The 17,730-nt window shown below is 64.1% G+C and carries 15 protein-coding genes; 10 read left to right on the top strand and 5 right to left on the bottom strand.

Features of this window, described 5'->3' with window-relative positions:
- The first annotated feature begins 22 nt into the window (after positions 1-22).
- The 9 genes from ABIA70_RS17270 (at position 23) to ABIA70_RS17230 (ending at position 9,431) form a co-directional block, all read left to right on the top strand.
- Positions 23-574, top strand: a complete 552-nt coding sequence (locus ABIA70_RS17270) for a flavin reductase family protein (RefSeq protein ID WP_354148806.1) — start codon at positions 23-25, stop codon at positions 572-574.
- Positions 571-990, top strand: a complete 420-nt coding sequence (locus tag ABIA70_RS17265; protein WP_354148805.1) for an ester cyclase — start codon at positions 571-573, stop codon at positions 988-990. The genes ABIA70_RS17270 and ABIA70_RS17265 overlap by 4 nt, the downstream gene beginning before the upstream one ends.
- A 93-nt stretch (positions 991-1,083) precedes the next feature.
- The gene (locus tag ABIA70_RS17260) at positions 1,084-2,670 is read left to right on the top strand and encodes an aldehyde dehydrogenase (NADP(+)) (protein WP_354148804.1); all 1,587 of its coding nucleotides are present in this window, start codon (positions 1,084-1,086) and stop codon (positions 2,668-2,670) included.
- A gap of 795 nt (positions 2,671-3,465) precedes the next feature.
- Positions 3,466-3,720 carry a hypothetical protein gene (locus ABIA70_RS17255; protein WP_354148803.1) on the top strand — a complete coding sequence of 85 codons (255 nt, stop codon included), beginning with the start codon at positions 3,466-3,468 and terminating at the stop codon, positions 3,718-3,720.
- A 243-nt stretch (positions 3,721-3,963) separates the two neighbouring features.
- Entirely contained in the window at positions 3,964-5,904 is a 1,941-nt protein-coding gene (locus tag ABIA70_RS17250; RefSeq protein ID WP_354148802.1) for a BCCT family transporter, read from the top strand.
- Between the two features lie 255 nt (positions 5,905-6,159).
- A complete protein-coding gene (locus ABIA70_RS17245; RefSeq protein WP_354148801.1) occupies positions 6,160-7,497 on the top strand; it encodes an MFS transporter in 1,338 nt (445 codons plus the stop codon).
- A 13-nt stretch (positions 7,498-7,510) separates the two neighbouring features.
- A complete protein-coding gene (locus ABIA70_RS17240) occupies positions 7,511-7,894 on the top strand; it encodes a cupin domain-containing protein (RefSeq protein ID WP_354149036.1) in 384 nt (127 codons plus the stop codon).
- Between the two features lie 30 nt (positions 7,895-7,924).
- Positions 7,925-8,824, top strand: coding sequence for a 4-hydroxy-tetrahydrodipicolinate synthase (gene dapA / locus ABIA70_RS17235; RefSeq protein ID WP_354148800.1), 900 nt, complete (start codon positions 7,925-7,927; stop codon positions 8,822-8,824).
- A gap of 439 nt (positions 8,825-9,263) precedes the next feature.
- Complete coding sequence (locus tag ABIA70_RS17230; protein ID WP_354148799.1) at positions 9,264-9,431, top strand: hypothetical protein; 168 nt, start codon at positions 9,264-9,266, stop codon at positions 9,429-9,431.
- Between the two features lie 296 nt (positions 9,432-9,727).
- Here ABIA70_RS17230 and ABIA70_RS17225 read toward each other — a convergent pair whose 3' ends face one another.
- Together ABIA70_RS17225 and ABIA70_RS17220 are read right to left on the bottom strand one after the other, a co-directional pair.
- The gene (locus tag ABIA70_RS17225) at positions 9,728-11,905 is read right to left on the bottom strand and encodes an amylo-alpha-1,6-glucosidase (RefSeq protein ID WP_354148798.1); all 2,178 of its coding nucleotides are present in this window, start codon (positions 11,903-11,905) and stop codon (positions 9,728-9,730) included.
- 435 nt (positions 11,906-12,340) lie between these two features.
- Entirely contained in the window at positions 12,341-13,282 is a 942-nt protein-coding gene (locus tag ABIA70_RS17220; RefSeq protein WP_354148797.1) for a 2-hydroxyacid dehydrogenase, read from the bottom strand.
- Between the two features lie 161 nt (positions 13,283-13,443).
- Here ABIA70_RS17220 and ABIA70_RS17215 point away from each other — a divergent pair, with 161 nt between their 5' ends.
- Entirely contained in the window at positions 13,444-13,977 is a 534-nt protein-coding gene (locus tag ABIA70_RS17215; RefSeq protein WP_354148796.1) for a gluconokinase, read from the top strand.
- A gap of 112 nt (positions 13,978-14,089) precedes the next feature.
- Here the strand turns inward: ABIA70_RS17215 and ABIA70_RS17210 are convergent, their stop codons facing one another.
- The 3 genes from ABIA70_RS17210 to ABIA70_RS17200 are packed head-to-tail and all read right to left on the bottom strand — an operon-like array spanning position 14,090 to position 17,716.
- Positions 14,090-14,911, bottom strand: coding sequence for an ABC transporter ATP-binding protein (locus ABIA70_RS17210; RefSeq protein WP_354148795.1), 822 nt, complete (start codon positions 14,909-14,911; stop codon positions 14,090-14,092).
- Positions 14,908-16,674, bottom strand: coding sequence for a dipeptide/oligopeptide/nickel ABC transporter permease/ATP-binding protein (locus tag ABIA70_RS17205; protein WP_354148794.1), 1,767 nt, complete (start codon positions 16,672-16,674; stop codon positions 14,908-14,910). The genes ABIA70_RS17210 and ABIA70_RS17205 overlap by 4 nt, the downstream gene beginning before the upstream one ends.
- Positions 16,667-17,716 carry an ABC transporter permease gene (locus ABIA70_RS17200; RefSeq protein ID WP_354148793.1) on the bottom strand — a complete coding sequence of 350 codons (1,050 nt, stop codon included), beginning with the start codon at positions 17,714-17,716 and terminating at the stop codon, positions 16,667-16,669. The genes ABIA70_RS17205 and ABIA70_RS17200 overlap by 8 nt, the downstream gene beginning before the upstream one ends.
- Positions 17,717-17,730: the final 14 nt, after the last annotated feature.

The following is a 17,730-nucleotide window of genomic DNA, read 5'->3' as shown; positions in this document are numbered from 1 at the left end:
AAATCGATCAAGGAAGATTGACATGGATATCACCCCTACCAAAGCCGCCACACCGGCAACAGAGGTCACGCCCGCCTACTACCGCCAGGTCTTGGGTAAGCTGCCAACCGGTGTCGTGGCCATCACCGGCATCAACGACGACGACGAGAAACTCGGCCTGGTCGTCGGCACGTTCCAGTCCCTGTCGCTGGAGCCGCCCCTTGTCATGTTTTGCGTCGACAAGTCCTCTTCAACATGGCCCAGACTGCGCAAACTTCAGAACTTCACCGCCAACATCCTGGCCGATGATCAGATCAGCATCTGCCGCTCCCTCTCCCGCAAAGGTCCGCAGAAGTTCGAAGGCCTGCCCTCCACCGCTGGCCCCCTGGGCACCCCCCACCTGGACGGTGCCACCGCCTATATCGACTGCAAAGTCACTGCCGAAGTCGTTGTCGGTGACCACTACATGGTTGTAGGCGCCGTAACGAACATGGAGGAGGGCAGCGGCAACGCACTGATCTTCCGTGGCGGCAAATTCGGCCAGTACCTGCCCATCGAAATCCCCACCCCCGAAGCAGCCAGGAGCGCATCATGAGCAACCGCCGTGAAGAAATTCTCAACGCCTGGAACCGTGCCTGGGGCGACGGGGACGTGACAGCGTTTGAGCAGATCATCGCTCCCGGGTATCTCCGCCGCTCCAAGTCAGGCAGCGAGGACGCCACCAGCGTCGTGGAAACCATCAAGGCTACCCACGCAGCCTTCCCGGACTTCAGCACCGACATCCTGCACATTGTTGAAGACGGTGAAACTGCCGCCATTCACTGGCAAAGCCAGGGAACCCACCAAGGATCGTTCATGGACGTGCCGGCCACGGGACGAAGCATCACCGTAACGGGTGCATCCTTCCTCCGCTTCGAAAACGACAAAATCGCCGAGGAATTCGTGGTGTGGGACCCCAGGGAACTGCTCTCCGCCCTCGGCATCTGGCACCTCGGCCCCGGCAACGCCTGACGGGCCCAGCCGATCAACCCACCCGCCAAGGAGGCGGCAGCCGCCTCGTAACAGGCTGCCCGCACCCTTTCATTGTCTTCAGGAGACGTACCAATGACGCTTAACGGACATTCCCTCATCGCAGGGGAGACCACCGCCGGAACAGGCGGCACAACCTATGGACTCAACCCGGCCACCAATGAACAGCTCAAGCCGGCCTATTCTCTGCTCACCGAAGACCAGCTCAAGGCAGCCACAGCAGCGGCTGCTGAGGCCTATCCGTCCTTCAGCACCCTTGATCCGGAAACCCACGCCGCATTCCTGGAAGCCATTGCGGACAACATCGAGGCCATCGGTGAGGAACTGATCATCCGGGCCGGCCAGGAAACCGGCCTGCCCGCCGCCCGGTTGCAAGGCGAAAGGGCGCGCACCACCGGCCAGCTGCGCCTCTTCGCATCAGTTGTCCGTACCGGGGACTTCCGCGGCGTCCGCATCGACCCCGCCATCCCGGACCGCACCCCGCTGCCCCGGGCGGACATCCGCCAGCGCCAGATCCCGCTCGGCCCCGTCGCCGTGTTCGGTGCCAGCAACTTCCCGCTCGCCTTCTCCACCGCCGGCGGTGACACAGCCTCCGCCCTCGCCGCCGGTTGCCCGGTCGTGTTCAAGGCGCACAACGCGCACCCCGGCACCGGGGAACTCGTCGGCCAAGCCGTCGTCAAGGCCGTCAAGAACCTCGGACTGCACCCGGGCGTGTTCTCCCTGGTCTACGGTCCGGGGGCCAGCATCGGCCAGGCACTGGTCGCGGATCCGGCCATCAAGGCAGTCGGCTTCACCGGCTCCCAGGCCGCCGGGATCGCCCTGATTCGCACCGCCGCGGCGCGCCCCGAACCGATCCCCGTCTACGCGGAAATGTCCTCGCTGAACCCGGTGTTCGTCTTCGAAGGTGCCCTCAAGGGTGACGTCGATGCCCTCGCACAGCAGTACGTTGCCGCCGTCACCGGAAGCTCCGGGCAGCTTTGCACTTCTCCGGGTCTGCTGTTCGCCCCGGCCGGTGAGGCAGGGGATACATTCGCTGCCGCCGTGGGCCGTGCTGTTTCCGCCTGCGGGGGGCAGACCATGCTCACCGAAGGCATCGCCGGATCCTGGAACACGGGCACGCAGGCATTGGTCGGCGCATCGGGTGTGGACATCATTGGCAAGGGTCTTGAAGGCGCTACCAAGAACGCACCGGCGCCAACAATCTTCGGTACAAGCGTGTCTGAGTTCGTGGCCAACCAAGTGCTGCACGCCGAGATTTTTGGCGCCGCGTCCCTGGTCATCCGCTACACCAGCACCCAGGACCTGATCGAGGCCATCAACCGGCTCGAAGGCCAGCTCACCGCGTCCCTGCAGCTCACCGAAGCGGACTCCGCCACCGCGGCGCCCCTGATCCCGGCCCTGGAGCAGAAAGTGGGCCGCATCATCATCAACGGCTGGCCCACCGGCGTCGAAGTAGGCCACGCCATGGTCCACGGCGGCCCCTTCCCCGCCACCTCAGACTCCCGCACCACCTCCGTGGGAACCCTCGCCATCAACCGCTTCCTGCGCCCTGTCGCCTACCAGAACATTCCCCAGGAACTCCTCCCTGTCCCGCTGCAGGATGAGAACCCATGGAAGGTCAACCGCCTCATCGACGGCAAGCCTGAACAAAATCAGTTCTAACTTGCCCTGACACAAGACCCCCGGCCCCGGACAGCCTCTCGCAACAAGAAACGCGTCCGGGGTCGGACTCCACACAGCCCACAGGCGGCTGCCGAGCCAAAGGCCGGCAGCCACCCGTCGGGCGTAGCAGGAAGTGTCCATTTTCCGAACGTAACGTTCAAAAAACATTCGAAAACCTCTTGCAAAAACGAGTGAGCTGAACCACAATTTAAGCATGTTCACAAAATGAACATTGCGTTCAATTTTTCGAGGCCAATGGCGGCCCCCCTACATCAAAAGAAGTTATAGCCCTTTGGAACCCTGGGTTCCCCTCGTCAGCGTTGAGGAGTCATCGTGAGCACCGCACACCGTGTTCTGAGCACAGCATTCTGCCATTCCCCCCGCACAGTTCCCTTCCATCTGCCCCTGGTTCAGCCCGTTGCCCCGCCCCAGTCCAGCGGTGCCAGCACCTGGAGCTGCACGCCCTGGGCGGGTCTCTACTTTGAAGAAGCTCCGACGGCTTAGTCCGCGCGGAAACCCTTCACATAGTGGAAGCCAACGGAAATGAAGCGCCGGGACAAGCCCCTCGAAACCCCAGCAAGCAGCAGGAACCTGACAGCTGAGTCCCCGTTCATACCAGCCACGCCCCCACGGACGAGTCCGGTGCGGTACGCCTTGCCCAGTTATGAAGAGCTGATCTTCCCCAGCACTGCATAGTTCGAAGGCGAGGCTGTGTAATACGCGGCGCAATCCCGGTCAGTCCAGACCGCATTTTCGCAGCTCTCCCTCAACTGCCTCGCAACCACGGAGCCCTATATGTACTCACGTACCCAACATCCCCTCCGCAGAACCCCCCACAAAGACACCCACGCCCTGCCCGACTGGTCCAAGCTTTCCCGCAACGACGCCGTGACAGTGCTGCGCCCTGATGGAAGTGCCGTGTCCGGGCACATAGACATGATCGCCGTCGACCGCAGCGTCTTTTGGATGATTCAGGACGCCGGACTCGGAAGAATAATGATCTGCAGCGCCGAATCACCAATAGTGATCAAAGCCGGCAACGCCAGCTAGGCCGCCCCTCATCCTGGGCAGCACACAGCACCCACCCAACAGTTTTCCGTTCCACTGCACCAGGGCCCGACACCCAGCCAGCCCACGTGCGGCTTTGCGCAGCTCCAACTCCAAAGAGCCGACGCTCCATCACAGCACACACAAACTCTTCCCACTCCACAAACAGTTCCGGCAAAGCCCTTTTGGCTTTTGGCCCGGCCTGGACCACCCTTTGTCCCTGACCCCTTCCTGAAAGAGGCTCTCATGAGCACCAAACATTCTGCACCGGATGCGTCGCCTGATGAGGTGCTAACGGCGCCGCCGGTGGATGACACCGCCCACTTGCACCGCACTGAGTCCGAAGAGGTAAAGATCCTTGAAGACTTGAAGGACGGTGTCGCAGAGCGACGCAGCGCACTCAGTAAGCACGCCCCAGGCCTCGACAAGACGATTTTCGTGGTGACCGGCGCCCTGGTCATGGCTTTCCTGGTGTGGGGGTTCACCGACACCGATAGCCTGGCTACCGCTTCGACGGCGGCGTTGAACTGGGTGCTTGCGAGCTCGGGGTGGGTTTTTGTCCTGCTGTCCTCGGTCTTCGTTGTGTATGTTTTGTGGTTGGCGATCGGTCGGTTCGGGAACATCCCCCTGGGCAAGGACGGCGAGGGACCCGAATTCAAAACCGGATCCTGGATCTCCATGATGTTCGCCTGCGGCATGGGCATCGGCCTGATGTTCTACGGCGTCGCCGAGCCCCTCTACCACTACATCTCACCGCCCCCCAGCACGGTCGACGGTCAAACCGTCGAAGCCGTCGAGACAGCAATGGCCACCTCCGTATTCCACTGGACCCTCCACCCGTGGGCGATGTACGCGGTTGTGGGTATCGCGATCGCGTACAGCACCTTCCGGCTGGGCCGCAAGAACTTGCTCTCCGAAGCGTTCGTCTCCCTCTTCGGCCGCAAGGCCGTGGACGGGATCGGCGGGAAAACCATCAACATCCTCGCCATCTTCGCCACCTTGTTCGGCTCGGCTGCTTCCCTGGGGTTGGGGGCACTGCAGATCGGCAGCGGCCTGAAGTTCAATGGCGTCGTCGGTGAAGTCGCCACACCCCTGCTGGTGATCATCATCGCCGTGCTCACGTTCTGCTTCGTCGCCTCGGCGGTATCCGGCCTGGAAAAGGGCATCCAGTTCCTGTCCAACACGAACATGATCCTCGCAGTCGTGCTGGCGGTGATCGTCTTCGTTGTCGGCCCGACCATGTTCATCCTGAACCTCATCCCCTCGGCCCTGGGCTCCTACATCCAGCAGCTCCCCGAAATGGCGGCCCGTACCGAAGCCACAGGAGACGACACCATGCGCGCCTGGCTCTCCAGCTGGACAGTGTTCTACTGGGTCTGGTGGATGTCCTGGACACCCTTCGTGGGCATGTTCATCGCCCGCATCAGCCGCGGCCGCACGATCCGCCAGTTCGTCACAGGCGTGCTGTTCGTCCCCTCCATCGTGTCGCTGCTCTGGTTCGCCATCTTCGGCGGCACGGCCATCCATCAGCAGCGCGCCGCTGACGCCACACCCGACACTGCCGACGGAATCGCGACTATCGTCGACGGTGCGCCCAGTATCTCCTTCGATGGCGCGTTGTACGCGATGCTGAACGGGCTCGGCACACCCCAATGGTTGACTATCGCTCTGGCGGTGCTGGCCATGGTCCTGACCGCGATCTTCTTCGTTACCGGCGCGGACTCAGCCTCGATCGTCATGGGGTCCCTGAGTTCCCGCGGGACCCTGAAACCCTCCAAGCCCGTCGTCGTGTTCTGGGGCGCACTGATGGGGACCGTCGCGATCGTGATGCTCCTAGCAGGTGGTGACACACCAGCCGAAGCACTCAGCGGCCTCCAACGCATGACCATCGTCGCCGCGGCACCGTTCGTTATCGTCCTGCTGGTCCTCTGCATCGCCCTCACCCGCGACCTGCGCCGGGACCCGATCTGGCTCCGCAAACAACTCTCCGACTCCGTCATTCGCCGAACAGTCCGCGCCGCCGTCGAAGAACACGGCCACCAAAAATTCATCCTCGCCACCAAGGAAAGCACCGGACCACCAACAGGACAGTTCCAGGCCATCGACGCCACCGCAGCAGGAACACCCATCTACCCCAGCAACAACAACCATCGTCCAAAGTCGTCCCCGTCCCATCCGGAAAGCTGAACCCCGAAACCGACACAAGCTGCCTTGTCCCGGAACAAACAGAAGCACGACGACGGCGGCACCGCCCGCCGTCGTCGGCTCCTGAACGTCCCGTTGTCGCAGCCGCCGGACGGAACCACTCTTAGGTAAGAGACCACAACATTCCCCCCAGCGCTTTCACTGACCGGGAGGTCAATACCATGCTCCAACGCCAGCTTCTCAGAGCCGCGAACAAGGCGAAACCAATGCCGTCCCCTCAACCGGGAGGAGCTAAAAATGTCAGCCACAAATAGTTCAGCTGCACGCCAGAGCAACGTCTCAGCAGCGAGCAAGAAACGCTTCATGACCAGAATGGTCACGGTCCTGATCGGTGGCATGTTCCTGGACGGCTACATCCTTGGCATCATTGGACCGGTGTCCGGGAAGATGGCCGAGGACCTTCAGCTCGATGCAGTGTGGCAGGGCCTGATCGCCGCGGCCGCCCTGGCTGGCATCCTGATCGGTTCACCGCTCGGCGGCTGGGCTGCCGACAAGTTCGGCCGTAAGCCAATTTTTATGTTCGACATCGGCCTGTTCGCTATCGCGTCGGGCATGCAGTTCTTCGTCGATTCCCCGATATTGCTCATCGTGGTGCGGTTGCTGATGGGCATCGCGATCGGCACCGAGTACGCGGTCGGCTGGCCTCTGATGGCCGAGTTCTCTCCCGCCCGTCTGCGCGGGCGCCTCATGGGTGCAATGGAGATCGCGTGGTATGCCGGCTTTATGCTCGCGTTCCTGATCGGCCACCTGCTCAGTGAGTACACCAACCTGAGCTGGCATTTCATCCTGGGGACGAGCACCTTCATCGCCGTTGTCCTGTTCCTCTCCAGGCTCGGCCTGCCGGAGTCGCCGCGCTGGCTGTGGAGTGTGGGCCGAAAGGACGAGGCCCGCGCTCTCGCCGCAAAGTACATGCCCGACGATGCGCTCGATGACCTCCAGCACGAGGACGTCCGCACGGGCAGCTTTCTGATGCTATTTTCCAAGACGCACTGGCGCTCCACGCTGTTCATCTCGGCGTTCTGGTTCTGCGCCGTGACACCGTACTTCGCCATCGCCACCTTCGCCGACAGCGTGCTGAACCAGTACGGCCTCGCCGGTGGGCTCGCCGGCGGCGTAGGACTCTCAGCCGTTGCCCTGGCCGGCGTCGTCATCACCGTCTTGTTGATCGACAAGGCCGGCCGCCGCATCCTGTGCATTCCGCCGCAGTGGATGTGCGCCATCGTCCTCGCGGTCATCGGACTGTGGGCCGGCGCACCGGCTCCCATCGTCCTCATCCTGTTCCTGGTTTTCTCGTTCTTCAACGCGATGTACACCACACTTACAGGCGTCTACCCCGGCGAGGTCCTGCCGACCGAGATCCGAGGGATCGGAACAGGTTTCGCGGCCGCTGTCAGCCGGGTCGGGGCAGGCATCGGCATCTTCCTGATGCCGATGTCAATGGAAACCCTCGGAGCGGGTCCCACCATGCTCATGGCAGCCGCTGTCGCCCTGGCCGGTGCCGTGCTGTCCCAATGGCTGGCTCCAGAGACCAAGGGCAAGAGCCTCACCGAGGCAGCCGCAGGGTACTCACACTGAAGTAGCTCCATAAATATCCCAGACGTGGACCGTACTGCGTCAAGAAAAACAACCAAAGGAAATACATGTCGCGTCGGCCCTCAAGCCGACAGCCATCAACGGCACGGAGCCGAAAGACGCCACGGATAACGCCTTAACGATCAAAGCCAGCAGGGTGGACCTCGGATTCTGGGAATGCTCGCCAGGGACCTTCAAGACCGCCCGCGACGGCGTTAATGAAGTCATTCTGGTGCTGGAAGGCAGGGCAACCCTGGTCTCGGACACCGGCGAACGCGTGGACCACAAGGCTGGCGACATGGTGCTGATCCCGAACGGCTGGACCGGCGTCTGGGAGATCCACGAGCACTTCAAGAAGCAGTACATCACCATCTCCGCCGAGGCGCTTCCGCCTCAGTAAACCTTTCTCCTAGCAAGCAGTAAGGAACTCATGTCCTCCCAACTCAGCGGTGTGCTCACCGCATTGGCCACCCCCTTTACCGCAAACGGCGGGATCGATGAGCCAGCTCTTCGTGCCCTCGTTGATCGTTCCATTGCCGGGGGAGTCGACGGTGTAGTGGCCTGCGGCTCCACGGGTGAGTTCGCCGCGCTTAGCTCCGCTGAACGGCGCCTGGTCGTGAAGACCGTCGTGGAGCACACGGCAGGGCGGGTGCCGGTCGTGGCACAGACCGGCGCGACCAGCACGGCGGAGACCATCGAGAACTCTCTGCATGCGCAGAATTGTGGTGCTGACGTGCTAATGCTGATTGCCCCCTATTATGTGCCGCTCTCGATGTCCGAGACCATCGGATACTTCCGTGCTGTGGCTGACGCAGTGGAACGTCCCGTGATGCTGTACAACTACCCGGCGGCAACCGGTGTCAACCTCGATGCCGGAACCGTGGGCAAACTGGCCCGCGACGTGGAGAACATCCACTACATCAAGGACTCCAGCGGCGACATGGAACAAGCCACCCAGCTCATCCACCGCCACAGTGAGCACATCACCACCATCATCGGGTCGGACAGCCTGATCCTGGCAGCCCTCACGGAGGGCGCTACTGCTGTCATGGCCGGTACTGCCAATCTGATGCCACGCGAGATCGTGGCCGTCCAACGGGCGGTCGCCGCCGGTGACTTCGCCACGGCCCGGGCCGAGTGGAACCGCATCTACGCGCTGATAGATGCCATTCTGTCCGCGCCGTTCATTCCCGCCGTTAAGGCCACCCTAAATATTCTCGGAATCCCTGTCGGCACAGCCCGCCGCCCTACTGCAGACCTCGCGCCTGCTTCCCTGACCCGCATCGAGGAACTCGTGCGGCAACTCCAGCTGCACGAGGCCTACGCCTAAGCGCAACTACCCGGCGCTGCCTAACTTGACGAACTCTGCTGGCGACCGCACTTGTTATCGATGCTTTCGGTGAGGTCATCGCTCCAGCCGGCGCCGGAGCTTTCATCGTGTCAGGGCATGACGTTCTTGTCTAAGGCGCTTACAGCGAGGCGCGCTGGAGGGGGCTTTTAAGCAACAAGCCTCTTGAGGCAGGCTGGACTCCTACGTGCCATAGCCTTTAGACTGCGCCGCCCCTGATAGGGCTATTGCTGCCCAGCTGGGGAGGAGTTTGATGCGCTCTTCGTTGGTGCTTCCGGGTTCGGCGGTGCCGTCCGGGCAAGAGGACATCTGTCAGGTTCAGATGCCCCAGACAGACAATCGGCGCCTCGCCACACCAGCCGCGTGATTCCGTGACCAAGGACTCTGCACCAGGTGGCGGACACGGACCAAGCTGGATTTCATGACGTACATCGTGGAGTACGTGACCCATCATGCTGTCGGTCGTTCCACCATCGACAGCGGCAACTTTCATGACGCCTTGACCAAGGCCGAACGGGCGCTGACAGGCTTGCCCGGCATCAAAAGCCGTATTGCGGTGTTCAGTCGGGTCGAGTCCCGCATTCGGTGAGGGCGTAGTCTTGGCAGTCTTCACGTGGGCCGAACGATGGCAGATCCATGAGACCCGCTGCCGAACGCATAGCCCCTGAGCCAAGGGCAAAAATGCCACCAACGATGGCAGCAAACAGGCCCCTTCTGCAGGCACTCCCCGCGCTTTTTAAGAACGTCGATAATGGATATTTCGTAAAGCAATTGAAAGCGAAGCAGTCCTGTACTGGGGCGCCACTTCAGCGAGTTCGCTGCGGTTCCGCCTGCTGCTGCGTGAGCTGGAGCTTCTGAGGTGCTTGTCGCCTGCTGGACGTCCAGTCAGCCCTCGGACTCCTGGCCCCTGGCTTCCGTACGACGGTGAGCGGCCTGCGCGGCCAGTTCACTCATCCACGGACGGTGCCCCCGGTGGAACACCATTCCCTCAGGCAGTCCGTGGACGGAAGGGACGGAACCGGCAATGTCGATGGTGATCCGGCCGCCGCCCAGTGGCGCATTGGTGATGTGCAGGTCCCCAAAGGACTCTGGAAGGACGGGATCCATCCATACTGCGCCGGCGGAAACAACCGGGTCGTAGCGCATCAGGCTCGTCACGAGCTGGATTGGTGCAGTGGATGCCCAGGCCTGCGGCGAGCACGCGGTGGGGTAAGGAACGGGGGTTGCGAGCTGATCCCGGCTGAAGCCGCAGAACAGTTCCGGGAGGCGGCCGTCGGAGGACTCGGCGGCGTCCATCATGCCCTGTGCGATTCTTTGCGCTTCAGCCACGAAGCCATAGCGAAGGAGCCCGGCCGCGACGATTGCGTTGTCGTGGGGCCAGACCGAGCCGTTGTGGTAGCTGGCGGGGTTGTAGGCACCCATGTCGCTGGCCAGGGTACGCACGCCCCAGCCGCTGAACATTTCCGGTGACATCAGGCGCTCGGCCACCTGCGGGGCCTTGTCTTCATCGATGAGGCCCTGCAGCAGGCAGTGCCCCATGTTCGAAGCGCAGGCGTCCACCTGCCGCTTCTTCCCGTCGAGGGCGATGGCGTAGTACCCGCGTTCAGGGATCCAGAATTGTTCGTTGAACTGCTTCTTCAGCCGTGCCGCCCGATCGGCGAGCTCGTTCCCGAAAGCCGTGTCTCCAGCCTCGTACGCTAGCCACGCCCGCGACAGGTACGCGACGTAGACGTAGGCCTGAACCTCGCTGAGTGCGATCGGCGGCTCGGCCAGCGTGCCATCGGCGAAGTTGATGCCGTCCCAGGAGTCCTTCCAGCCCTGGTTGATCAGCCCCTGAGGGTTGAGGCGCTGGTACTCGACGAACCCGTCGCCGTCCTTGTCCCCGTAGTTCACGATCCAGTCCAGCGCGCGGTCCGCGTGGGGCAGCAGGGCCGCGATGGTGTCCGCGGCGAATCCCCAGCGGCTGACCGCGCCGAGCACCATCAGGAACAGCGGTGTGGCATCGACGCTGCCATAGTAGTTTGACTTGCCTCCCAGTGACAGGCCGCTGCTTACGTCGAGCCGGACCTCGTGGAGGATTTTGCCGGGTTCCTCTTCGGAGGCCGGATCCACCACCGTGCCCTGCCGGTCTGCCAGCGTCTGCAGAGTGCCCAGGGCGAGTGACGGATCCACCGGCATCGCCATGACAGACGCCCACAGCGAATCCCGGCCGAAGAGCGTCATAAACCACGGCGCGCCGGCGGCCACCACCACGCGCTCCGGATGTTCGGGGTCCTCGATCCGAAGCGCGCCCAGGTCATCGTAGCTGCGGCGCAGGGTACGTTCGATGGACCGGTTGCCCATCTGCAGCACGGGGATCTTCGCCACCCAGTCCCGACGGCGCCGGTCCCGCGGAGACAGGACATTCCCGTCGGGATGGACGAAAGCCGCCGAACCGGCTTTCTCTGAGCTGGGCAAAACAGTCAGGACTGTGCTCCAGTGGCCGTGCGCAGGGACAGAGGCCCGGTACGTCACTGCGGCCGTCGTGATCTCCGCACCGGGGGCCTGGACGCTCATGCCTTTCGCGATGTCCTGCCAGCTGGCACGAATGGTGAGCGCGCCGCCGTCGGCCTCGCGGGTCTCGTCCCAGCGCCGCTGAATCCGGGCCTCTTTCACCTCGAAAAGGTCGGCGAAGTCCGCCTCGACGATTAGGCTGAGCACGCATTCGGCTAGCTTCAGGGAGTAGTTGCGGACGGTGACCTGCTCCTGGATTCCTGCCCCTACCTCGCGCAGGCGCTCCACGATCAGCGGGCTGTCGGCGTAGCCGTCGGACCGGGGAACCCTACCGACGAATAGCGCCCGGTATGGCTCCTTCGTCTCCGCCGCCAGCGGCTCAATCGGCTGGCCATTTACTGTCAGGCGCCAGCCCGAGAGGATCCGGGCGTCCCGCACAAAAAGGCCATGCGGATTATCGGCGTGGATGTCGCCGTTCGGCAGGGATATGCAGAAGGAGGATCCCTCGACCAGGGTGACCGTCCCGGCCCCCATCGGCCCTGCCCCCGTGTCGGCATTCCACCCAGCCATCGAGGCCTCCTCCACGAAACAACCACGCGTGCCGTGACAGTTGTCCCGCTGCCGGCACCGTCTTTCTTCGATAGACGCTACGCTCGCCTGCTTCTCCGGGCTAGGGCCCGGGACTCCCACAACTTGCCGATGGTGCCGGGAGTGCCGTTTGCCGGGACTCAGGCGATGTTCAAGCGGCTCCGTTGGGGCTGTTGCCATACGGGCACGGCTTGGGCCCGTGTCTGCCCTGGGCCCAGCCGTGGCTGGGTGCCGTTCGCCTGCTGGTTCACCGGAACCTCAGCCGGCACCTGCCTGCCTTGGGGGCTGGCGCCCAAGAGGCGGGCTTCAAACTTGCTGTGGACGATGGCTCTGCTTTTCATGACGGCTGCGTTTTCTCTTGAGGGGATTCAACGGGGGATGGTGCAAGAGCGTGCGGACCCGGCAAAGCATCCGGGGTCAGAAGGGCCCGGCCTGGACCAGGTTCGCGGGCCGGTCGCCGCCGCCCAGCGCCTTGAGCTGGCTGGCGATGAACTTGACGATCCTCGGCTCGAAGGCTGAGGCGTTGCCGCCGATGTGCGGGGTGATCAGGGCATTGGGGGAGGACCACAGCGGGTGGTTCGCCGGGAGCGGTTCCGGATCCACGACATCGAGCGCGCAGTGGAGCCGGCCGGACAGTACTTCCGCTGTGAGGGCATCGGTGTCAACGACGGGCCCGCGTCCGACGTTGACCACCAGCGCCCCGTCCGGCAGGGCCGCGAGGACCGTCGCGTCCACCAGCTTGTGCGTGTGCTCATTCAAGGGAGTAACGGCAACAAGAACGTCGTGGGTTTCAGCCAGGGCCGCCAGGTCGGAGGAAGCGTGCACGTGGCCGGCGCTGTCCTCGCGGGCGCTGCTGCCCACGCGGGTAAGTTCCACCTCGAACGGCTCCAGGCGCCTCGCGATTTCGTGGCCGATGCCGCCCACGCCCACCAGCAGGACGCGCCGGTCAGCCAGCGAAGAACGGCGCTGCGGCCGCCAGGTGCCGGTCTGCTGGTCACGGACTGCCTGGTCGATGCCGCGGAGTTTGGCGATGATCAGGCCGATCGCCAGTTCGGCGGTGGCCGCCGCGTGGACACCCGAAGCGCTGGCCACCGCGGCCGAGGGACCGGCGGCTTCGGGGACGCCGTCGAAACCCGTGGACTGTGTCTGCACGAATTTCAGGTTCGGAGCCTTCGACAGCGAGCCAAGGACGGCGGACGCATCAATGTAGGGCAGGATGACGGCGTCGATGGCGTCCAGGGCAATGCCCTCCGGCTCGGAGCGGAGGTCCCAGACCGATGCCTCAAGGCCGGCGGGCAGCGGCTGGACTTTGGCGAGGAGGTCGCGGTCGGGGAAAGTGACGGTGCGGACGGTCTTCATCGGAAAGCCTGTTCGGTAGTAGCGGCGCTCAGTGGTGTTCGGGTCTCAGTCCCCGGGGGGAACCGTTGACGACCCAGCTCCAATCTGAGAAACTTTTCTCATGTGTGATAATCATCGCACTTCAGAAAGCGTCAGGCAAGAGCTTCGTGGAGGCAATTCGAATGAGTAGCAACGGGCTTCCGCCCATGGTCATCATGGGCGTGTCAGGGTCAGGAAAATCGACGGTTGGGGAGCTGCTGGGACAGCGGCTGGGGGTGCCGTTCATCGACGGCGATGACCTGCATCCGGCCGCGAACAAGGCGAAGATGCGGACCGGTACTCCGCTGAACGACGAGGACCGCCGCCCGTGGCTGCAGGAAATCGGCCGCACACTGGCAGCGCACCAGCTGGACGGGGAAGCCGTGATTGTTGCCTGCTCCGCCCTGAAACGCCGCTACCGCGACCTTCTCCGGGAGCACGCCCCGGATGTGCTGTTCCTCCACCTGCAAGGGGCCGCGCACACCCTCGCTGCGCGGATGGCCGCCCGGAACCACGAGTTCATGCCCGCAGCGCTCCTGGCCTCCCAGCTGGCGGCGCTGGAACCGCTCGAAGCGGACGAACGCCAGGTGCTGCTCGACGTCCTCCGGTCACCGGCCGAGCTTGCGGACGTGGCCTGCGGGGCGGTGATGAAGAGCACAACGCCGCCGGGGGCATAGCCGGCCGGGGAGTAGGCGGGGCGGGCTCCGTTCACCGCCGCACATCACAGCATATGAAAGCCGGCCGGGCACATGCCCGGCCGGCTTTCCTGTGTGGCACGTAGTTTGTTCGTCAGGGGACGGCTGCCCGGCGTTCGCCGATGTCGAAGCCCGGGCCGCCCGGCACCGAGTCGATCAGCTTGCGCGTGTAGGGGTGTTTGGGGTTGCCGTAGACGCTGTCCACGTCGCCGCGCTCCACCACCTCCCCGTGGAAGAGGACCATGATCTCGTCGCTGACGTGGTGCACCACGTCCAGGTCGTGGGAAATGAAGGCCATGGTCAGGTCCAGTTCGGTCCGCAGGCGGCTGATGAGGTTCAGGATTTCGGCCTGGACGGACAAGTCCAGGGCCGAGGTGATTTCATCGGCGATGATCAGCTTCGGCCCTACGGCCAGCGCCCGTGCAATGGCGATACGCTGCCGCTGGCCGCCGGAGAACTCGTGCGGGTACCGCCCGGCAACGTCGGCATCCAGGCGGATGGTGGAAAGCCAGTACGAAATCTTCTCCCGGTGGGCACGCGGATTGGACTTCACCGGATCGATCGCCTCGGCCAGCGTCTGCCCGATGGTGCGGCGGGGGTTCAGCGACGAGTAGGGGTCCTGCGGGATCATCTGGACTTCCCGGCGCATGGCCCGTCGCTGCGCCCCGGTCATTCCGGCCACGTCCTGGCCGTTGATGGCGATGCTTCCGGCACTGACCGGGTTCAGGCCCACGATGGCTTTGGCCAGCGTGGATTTGCCGGACCCGGATTCGCCCACGATGCCCAGGGTCTTGCCCCGCTGGATGGCCGTCGAAACACCCTTGAGGACCTTGGCGGCGGAGTGTCCGGAGCCGAAGGTGACCTCGAGGTCGCGTACTTCCAGCACCGGAACAGCGGAGGTTGGTGTGGTTGTCATGGCTGCTTCTTTCCTTCCGTCGGTACGTGGCCGGGACGGTCTTCGGGAACCTCGTCATAGGTGAAGTCCTCGGCACGGACCGAGACGAGTTCGGCCTTGCGCTCTGCGATGCTGGGCGTCGCGGCGAGCAGTGCTTTTGTGTAGGGGTGCTTGACGTCGCCGGCGGCCAGTTGGGCACCGGTGAGCCGCTCCAGGATCTTTCCGCCGTTCATCACGATGACTTTGTCGCACAGGGCCTGCACCACTCCGATGTCGTGGGAGATGAACAGCATCGCCGTGCCCATTTCGCGGTTGATGGTGCGGAACTGCCGCAGTACATCGGCCTGGACGGTGACATCCAGCGCCGTGGTGGGTTCGTCGGCGATGATCAGCCGCGGGTCCGTGACCAGGGTGGAGGCGATCATGGCGCGCTGGAGCATGCCGCCGGAGAGTTCGTGCGGGTGCTGCTTCATCCGGGTCTCCGGCTGCGTGATCCGGATGTCTGCCAGTGCCTTGACCATCCTGTTGTAGGCGGTCTTTTTGGATTGTTTCAGGTGCACGGTGCTTACTTCGGTGAGCTGCGCGCCGATGCGCAGGGCCGGGTTGAAGCTGGTGCCGGGGTCCTGGTAGACGAGCCCGATGGAGGTGGCCATGGTGCGTGGATCGTTCTTCTTGAGCAGGTCCAGCTCGCCAAGGCGCATGGAGTGCGCCGTGACGGTCAGTTCCTCGGGCAGCAGCCCGGCGATGGACATGGCGGTCAGGGACTTTCCGGAGCCGGATTCACCGACAAGCCCCACTACCTCGCCGGCGTGGATGCTCAGGGACACGCCCTTGACCAGGGGCACACCGTTGGGGGTGAGGACGGTGAGGTTATCGACCTCCACCAGCGCCTCCTGGTCGGCCCGGAGCGAAGCCGGAACCTCGGAGGCCTTCTTGACGCTGCCGAACTTCCGGCCGCCGCGGGGGTCGGTGGCGGCGGCCAGCCCGTCGCCTATCAGCATGGCGCTGAGCCCGGCCACGGTGATCATGATCGAGGGCATGACGGCCTGCAGCGGCTGGGAGTAGATGTTCACGAGGGCCTCGTTGAGCAGCCGCCCGAAGTCGTACTCCGGGTTCTGGACACCGAGTCCGATGAAGGAAAGGCTGGACAGCTCGATGAGTGTGGTGGCGAAGACCGTGGCGGACAGCACCAGCAGCGGCTCTGCCATGTTCGGCAGCAGGTGCCGGGTGATGATCCGCGGTCCGGGGACGCCCAGGAGCCGGGCAGTGGACACATAGTTCCGCTGCGAGATCGAGGCGGCCATGTTGGCCGTGAGCCGGGCGAACGCCGGGATGCTGGCGATGGCGATGGCCAGCACGGCGGACCAGGCTCCCTGTCCCAGGATCGCGGCGATGAGCAGCGCGAAGATGAGGCTGGGATAGGCGACGGCGGCATCGATGACCCGGAGGACGGCATTGCGGATCCGCGGGGGAGCCAGCCAGATGAACGTACCGATCAGGACACCGCCGATGACGGAGATCACCGTGGTTGCCGCGGTCATCACCAGCGTGAGCCGGGTGGCCACGAGCGAGCGGGCGAGGACGTCACGGCCGAAGTCGTCCGTTCCGAGCCAGTGGGCGGGGCCGGGGCCCTGGGATGCGTTGGCGGTAAGCTTTTCGGCGGCATCGGAAAGGAACAGCGGCGCCAGGATGCCGGTCAGCACCATGACGGTCATCAGGGCGATGCCCAGGATGAGGCCGGTGGTCCACCGGAAACGGCCTTTGGTGCGGCGCTTTTCAGCCATGGGATTTTCCTCCTCCGAGGGTGCGCGGATCGATGATGCCGAGGATGACGTCCACGAGCAGGTTGAGGATGATGGCGAGGAAGCCCAGGACCAGGATGATGCCCTGGATGACCGGGTAGTCCTTGTTGATGATGGCCGTGACGATTTCCTTGCCGAGTCCGGGCCAGTTGAAGACGTTTTCGATGATGATCGCGCCGCCGAGCATGCCGGCCAGGATGAGGCCGGCGAGGGTGAGGGTGGTGGTCATCAGGTTGGGCAGGGCGTGGCGGGCGTACAGCCGCAGGGCAGGCAGGCGCCAGCCCCGGGCCGTCCGCAGGTAGTCCTGTTCCAGGACTGTTGAGGTTTCCCGCCGCACCACGCGGGCGATGGAGCAGATGGGGGCAACCGAGAGGCCCACCACCGGAAGGATGAGGGAACTGAGGGTGGCCGCGCCGGCGGCCGGGAGGACTTTGAGGATGATCGCGAAGACCACCACCAGCATGGTGGCGATGACGTACTGCGGCACGGCCTGGAAGAACCCTGTCAGCATCCCGAAGGACACATCGAGCCACTTCCGGCGTCCGCCGCGGGTGAGGATCCCCACGACCATTCCTGCGGGGATGGAGACCAGCAGGGTCACCAGGATGCCCAGGAGGGCGAGTTCCGCGGTGAAGGGCAGCTTGGTGGCGATGATCGAGGACACCGAGGTGCTGTAGGCGAAGGATTCCCCGAGGTTGCCGGCGAAAAGGTGCCCCACGTATTGGAGGAACTGCAGGTGCAGCGGCTGGTTCAGGCCGAGGCTTTCCCTGATGGCCTCGATCTGCTCGGTGGTGGCGTCGGCACCCGCCACGGCCACGGCCGGGTCGCCGGGGATCAGCGGCACCATGAAGAAGGTCACGACGACGAGAAGCGCCACGGAGAGCAGCACACCGCCGGCGCGGCGAAGGGCATAGCTGCCCCAGGGGGAGAGCCCCCGGGGGGCGCCCCGGGGGCGGGCTGCCCCCGGGGTCTGGCTCTCCTGAAGGATGACTGCTTCCTTGGAGAGCATCGTGGGTTCGGTCATCGCGAGGAACCTTT

This window comes from Arthrobacter sp. 754 (assembly GCF_040548695.1).
GTDB lineage: Bacteria > Actinomycetota > Actinomycetes > Actinomycetales > Micrococcaceae > Arthrobacter.
Note: the sequence above shows the minus strand (reverse complement) of the source record. Positions and strands in the feature narration are given on the sequence as shown.

Coding starts and splice junctions, on each gene's coding strand:
- ABIA70_RS17270 (WP_354148806.1), top strand. CDS start 23: ATGGATATCACCCCTACCAAAGCCGCCACACCGGCAACAGAGGTCACG.
- ABIA70_RS17265 (WP_354148805.1), top strand. CDS start 571: ATGAGCAACCGCCGTGAAGAAATTCTCAACGCCTGGAACCGTGCCTGG.
- ABIA70_RS17260 (WP_354148804.1), top strand. CDS start 1,084: ATGACGCTTAACGGACATTCCCTCATCGCAGGGGAGACCACCGCCGGA.
- ABIA70_RS17255 (WP_354148803.1), top strand. CDS start 3,466: ATGTACTCACGTACCCAACATCCCCTCCGCAGAACCCCCCACAAAGAC.
- ABIA70_RS17250 (WP_354148802.1), top strand. CDS start 3,964: ATGAGCACCAAACATTCTGCACCGGATGCGTCGCCTGATGAGGTGCTA.
- ABIA70_RS17245 (WP_354148801.1), top strand. CDS start 6,160: ATGTCAGCCACAAATAGTTCAGCTGCACGCCAGAGCAACGTCTCAGCA.
- dapA (WP_354148800.1), top strand. CDS start 7,925: ATGTCCTCCCAACTCAGCGGTGTGCTCACCGCATTGGCCACCCCCTTT.
- ABIA70_RS17230 (WP_354148799.1), top strand. CDS start 9,264: ATGACGTACATCGTGGAGTACGTGACCCATCATGCTGTCGGTCGTTCC.
- ABIA70_RS17225 (WP_354148798.1), bottom strand. CDS start 11,905: ATGGCTGGGTGGAATGCCGACACGGGGGCAGGGCCGATGGGGGCCGGG.
- ABIA70_RS17220 (WP_354148797.1), bottom strand. CDS start 13,282: ATGAAGACCGTCCGCACCGTCACTTTCCCCGACCGCGACCTCCTCGCC.
- ABIA70_RS17215 (WP_354148796.1), top strand. CDS start 13,444: ATGAGTAGCAACGGGCTTCCGCCCATGGTCATCATGGGCGTGTCAGGG.
- ABIA70_RS17210 (WP_354148795.1), bottom strand. CDS start 14,911: ATGACAACCACACCAACCTCCGCTGTTCCGGTGCTGGAAGTACGCGAC.
- ABIA70_RS17205 (WP_354148794.1), bottom strand. CDS start 16,674: ATGGCTGAAAAGCGCCGCACCAAAGGCCGTTTCCGGTGGACCACCGGC.
- ABIA70_RS17200 (WP_354148793.1), bottom strand. CDS start 17,716: ATGACCGAACCCACGATGCTCTCCAAGGAAGCAGTCATCCTTCAGGAG.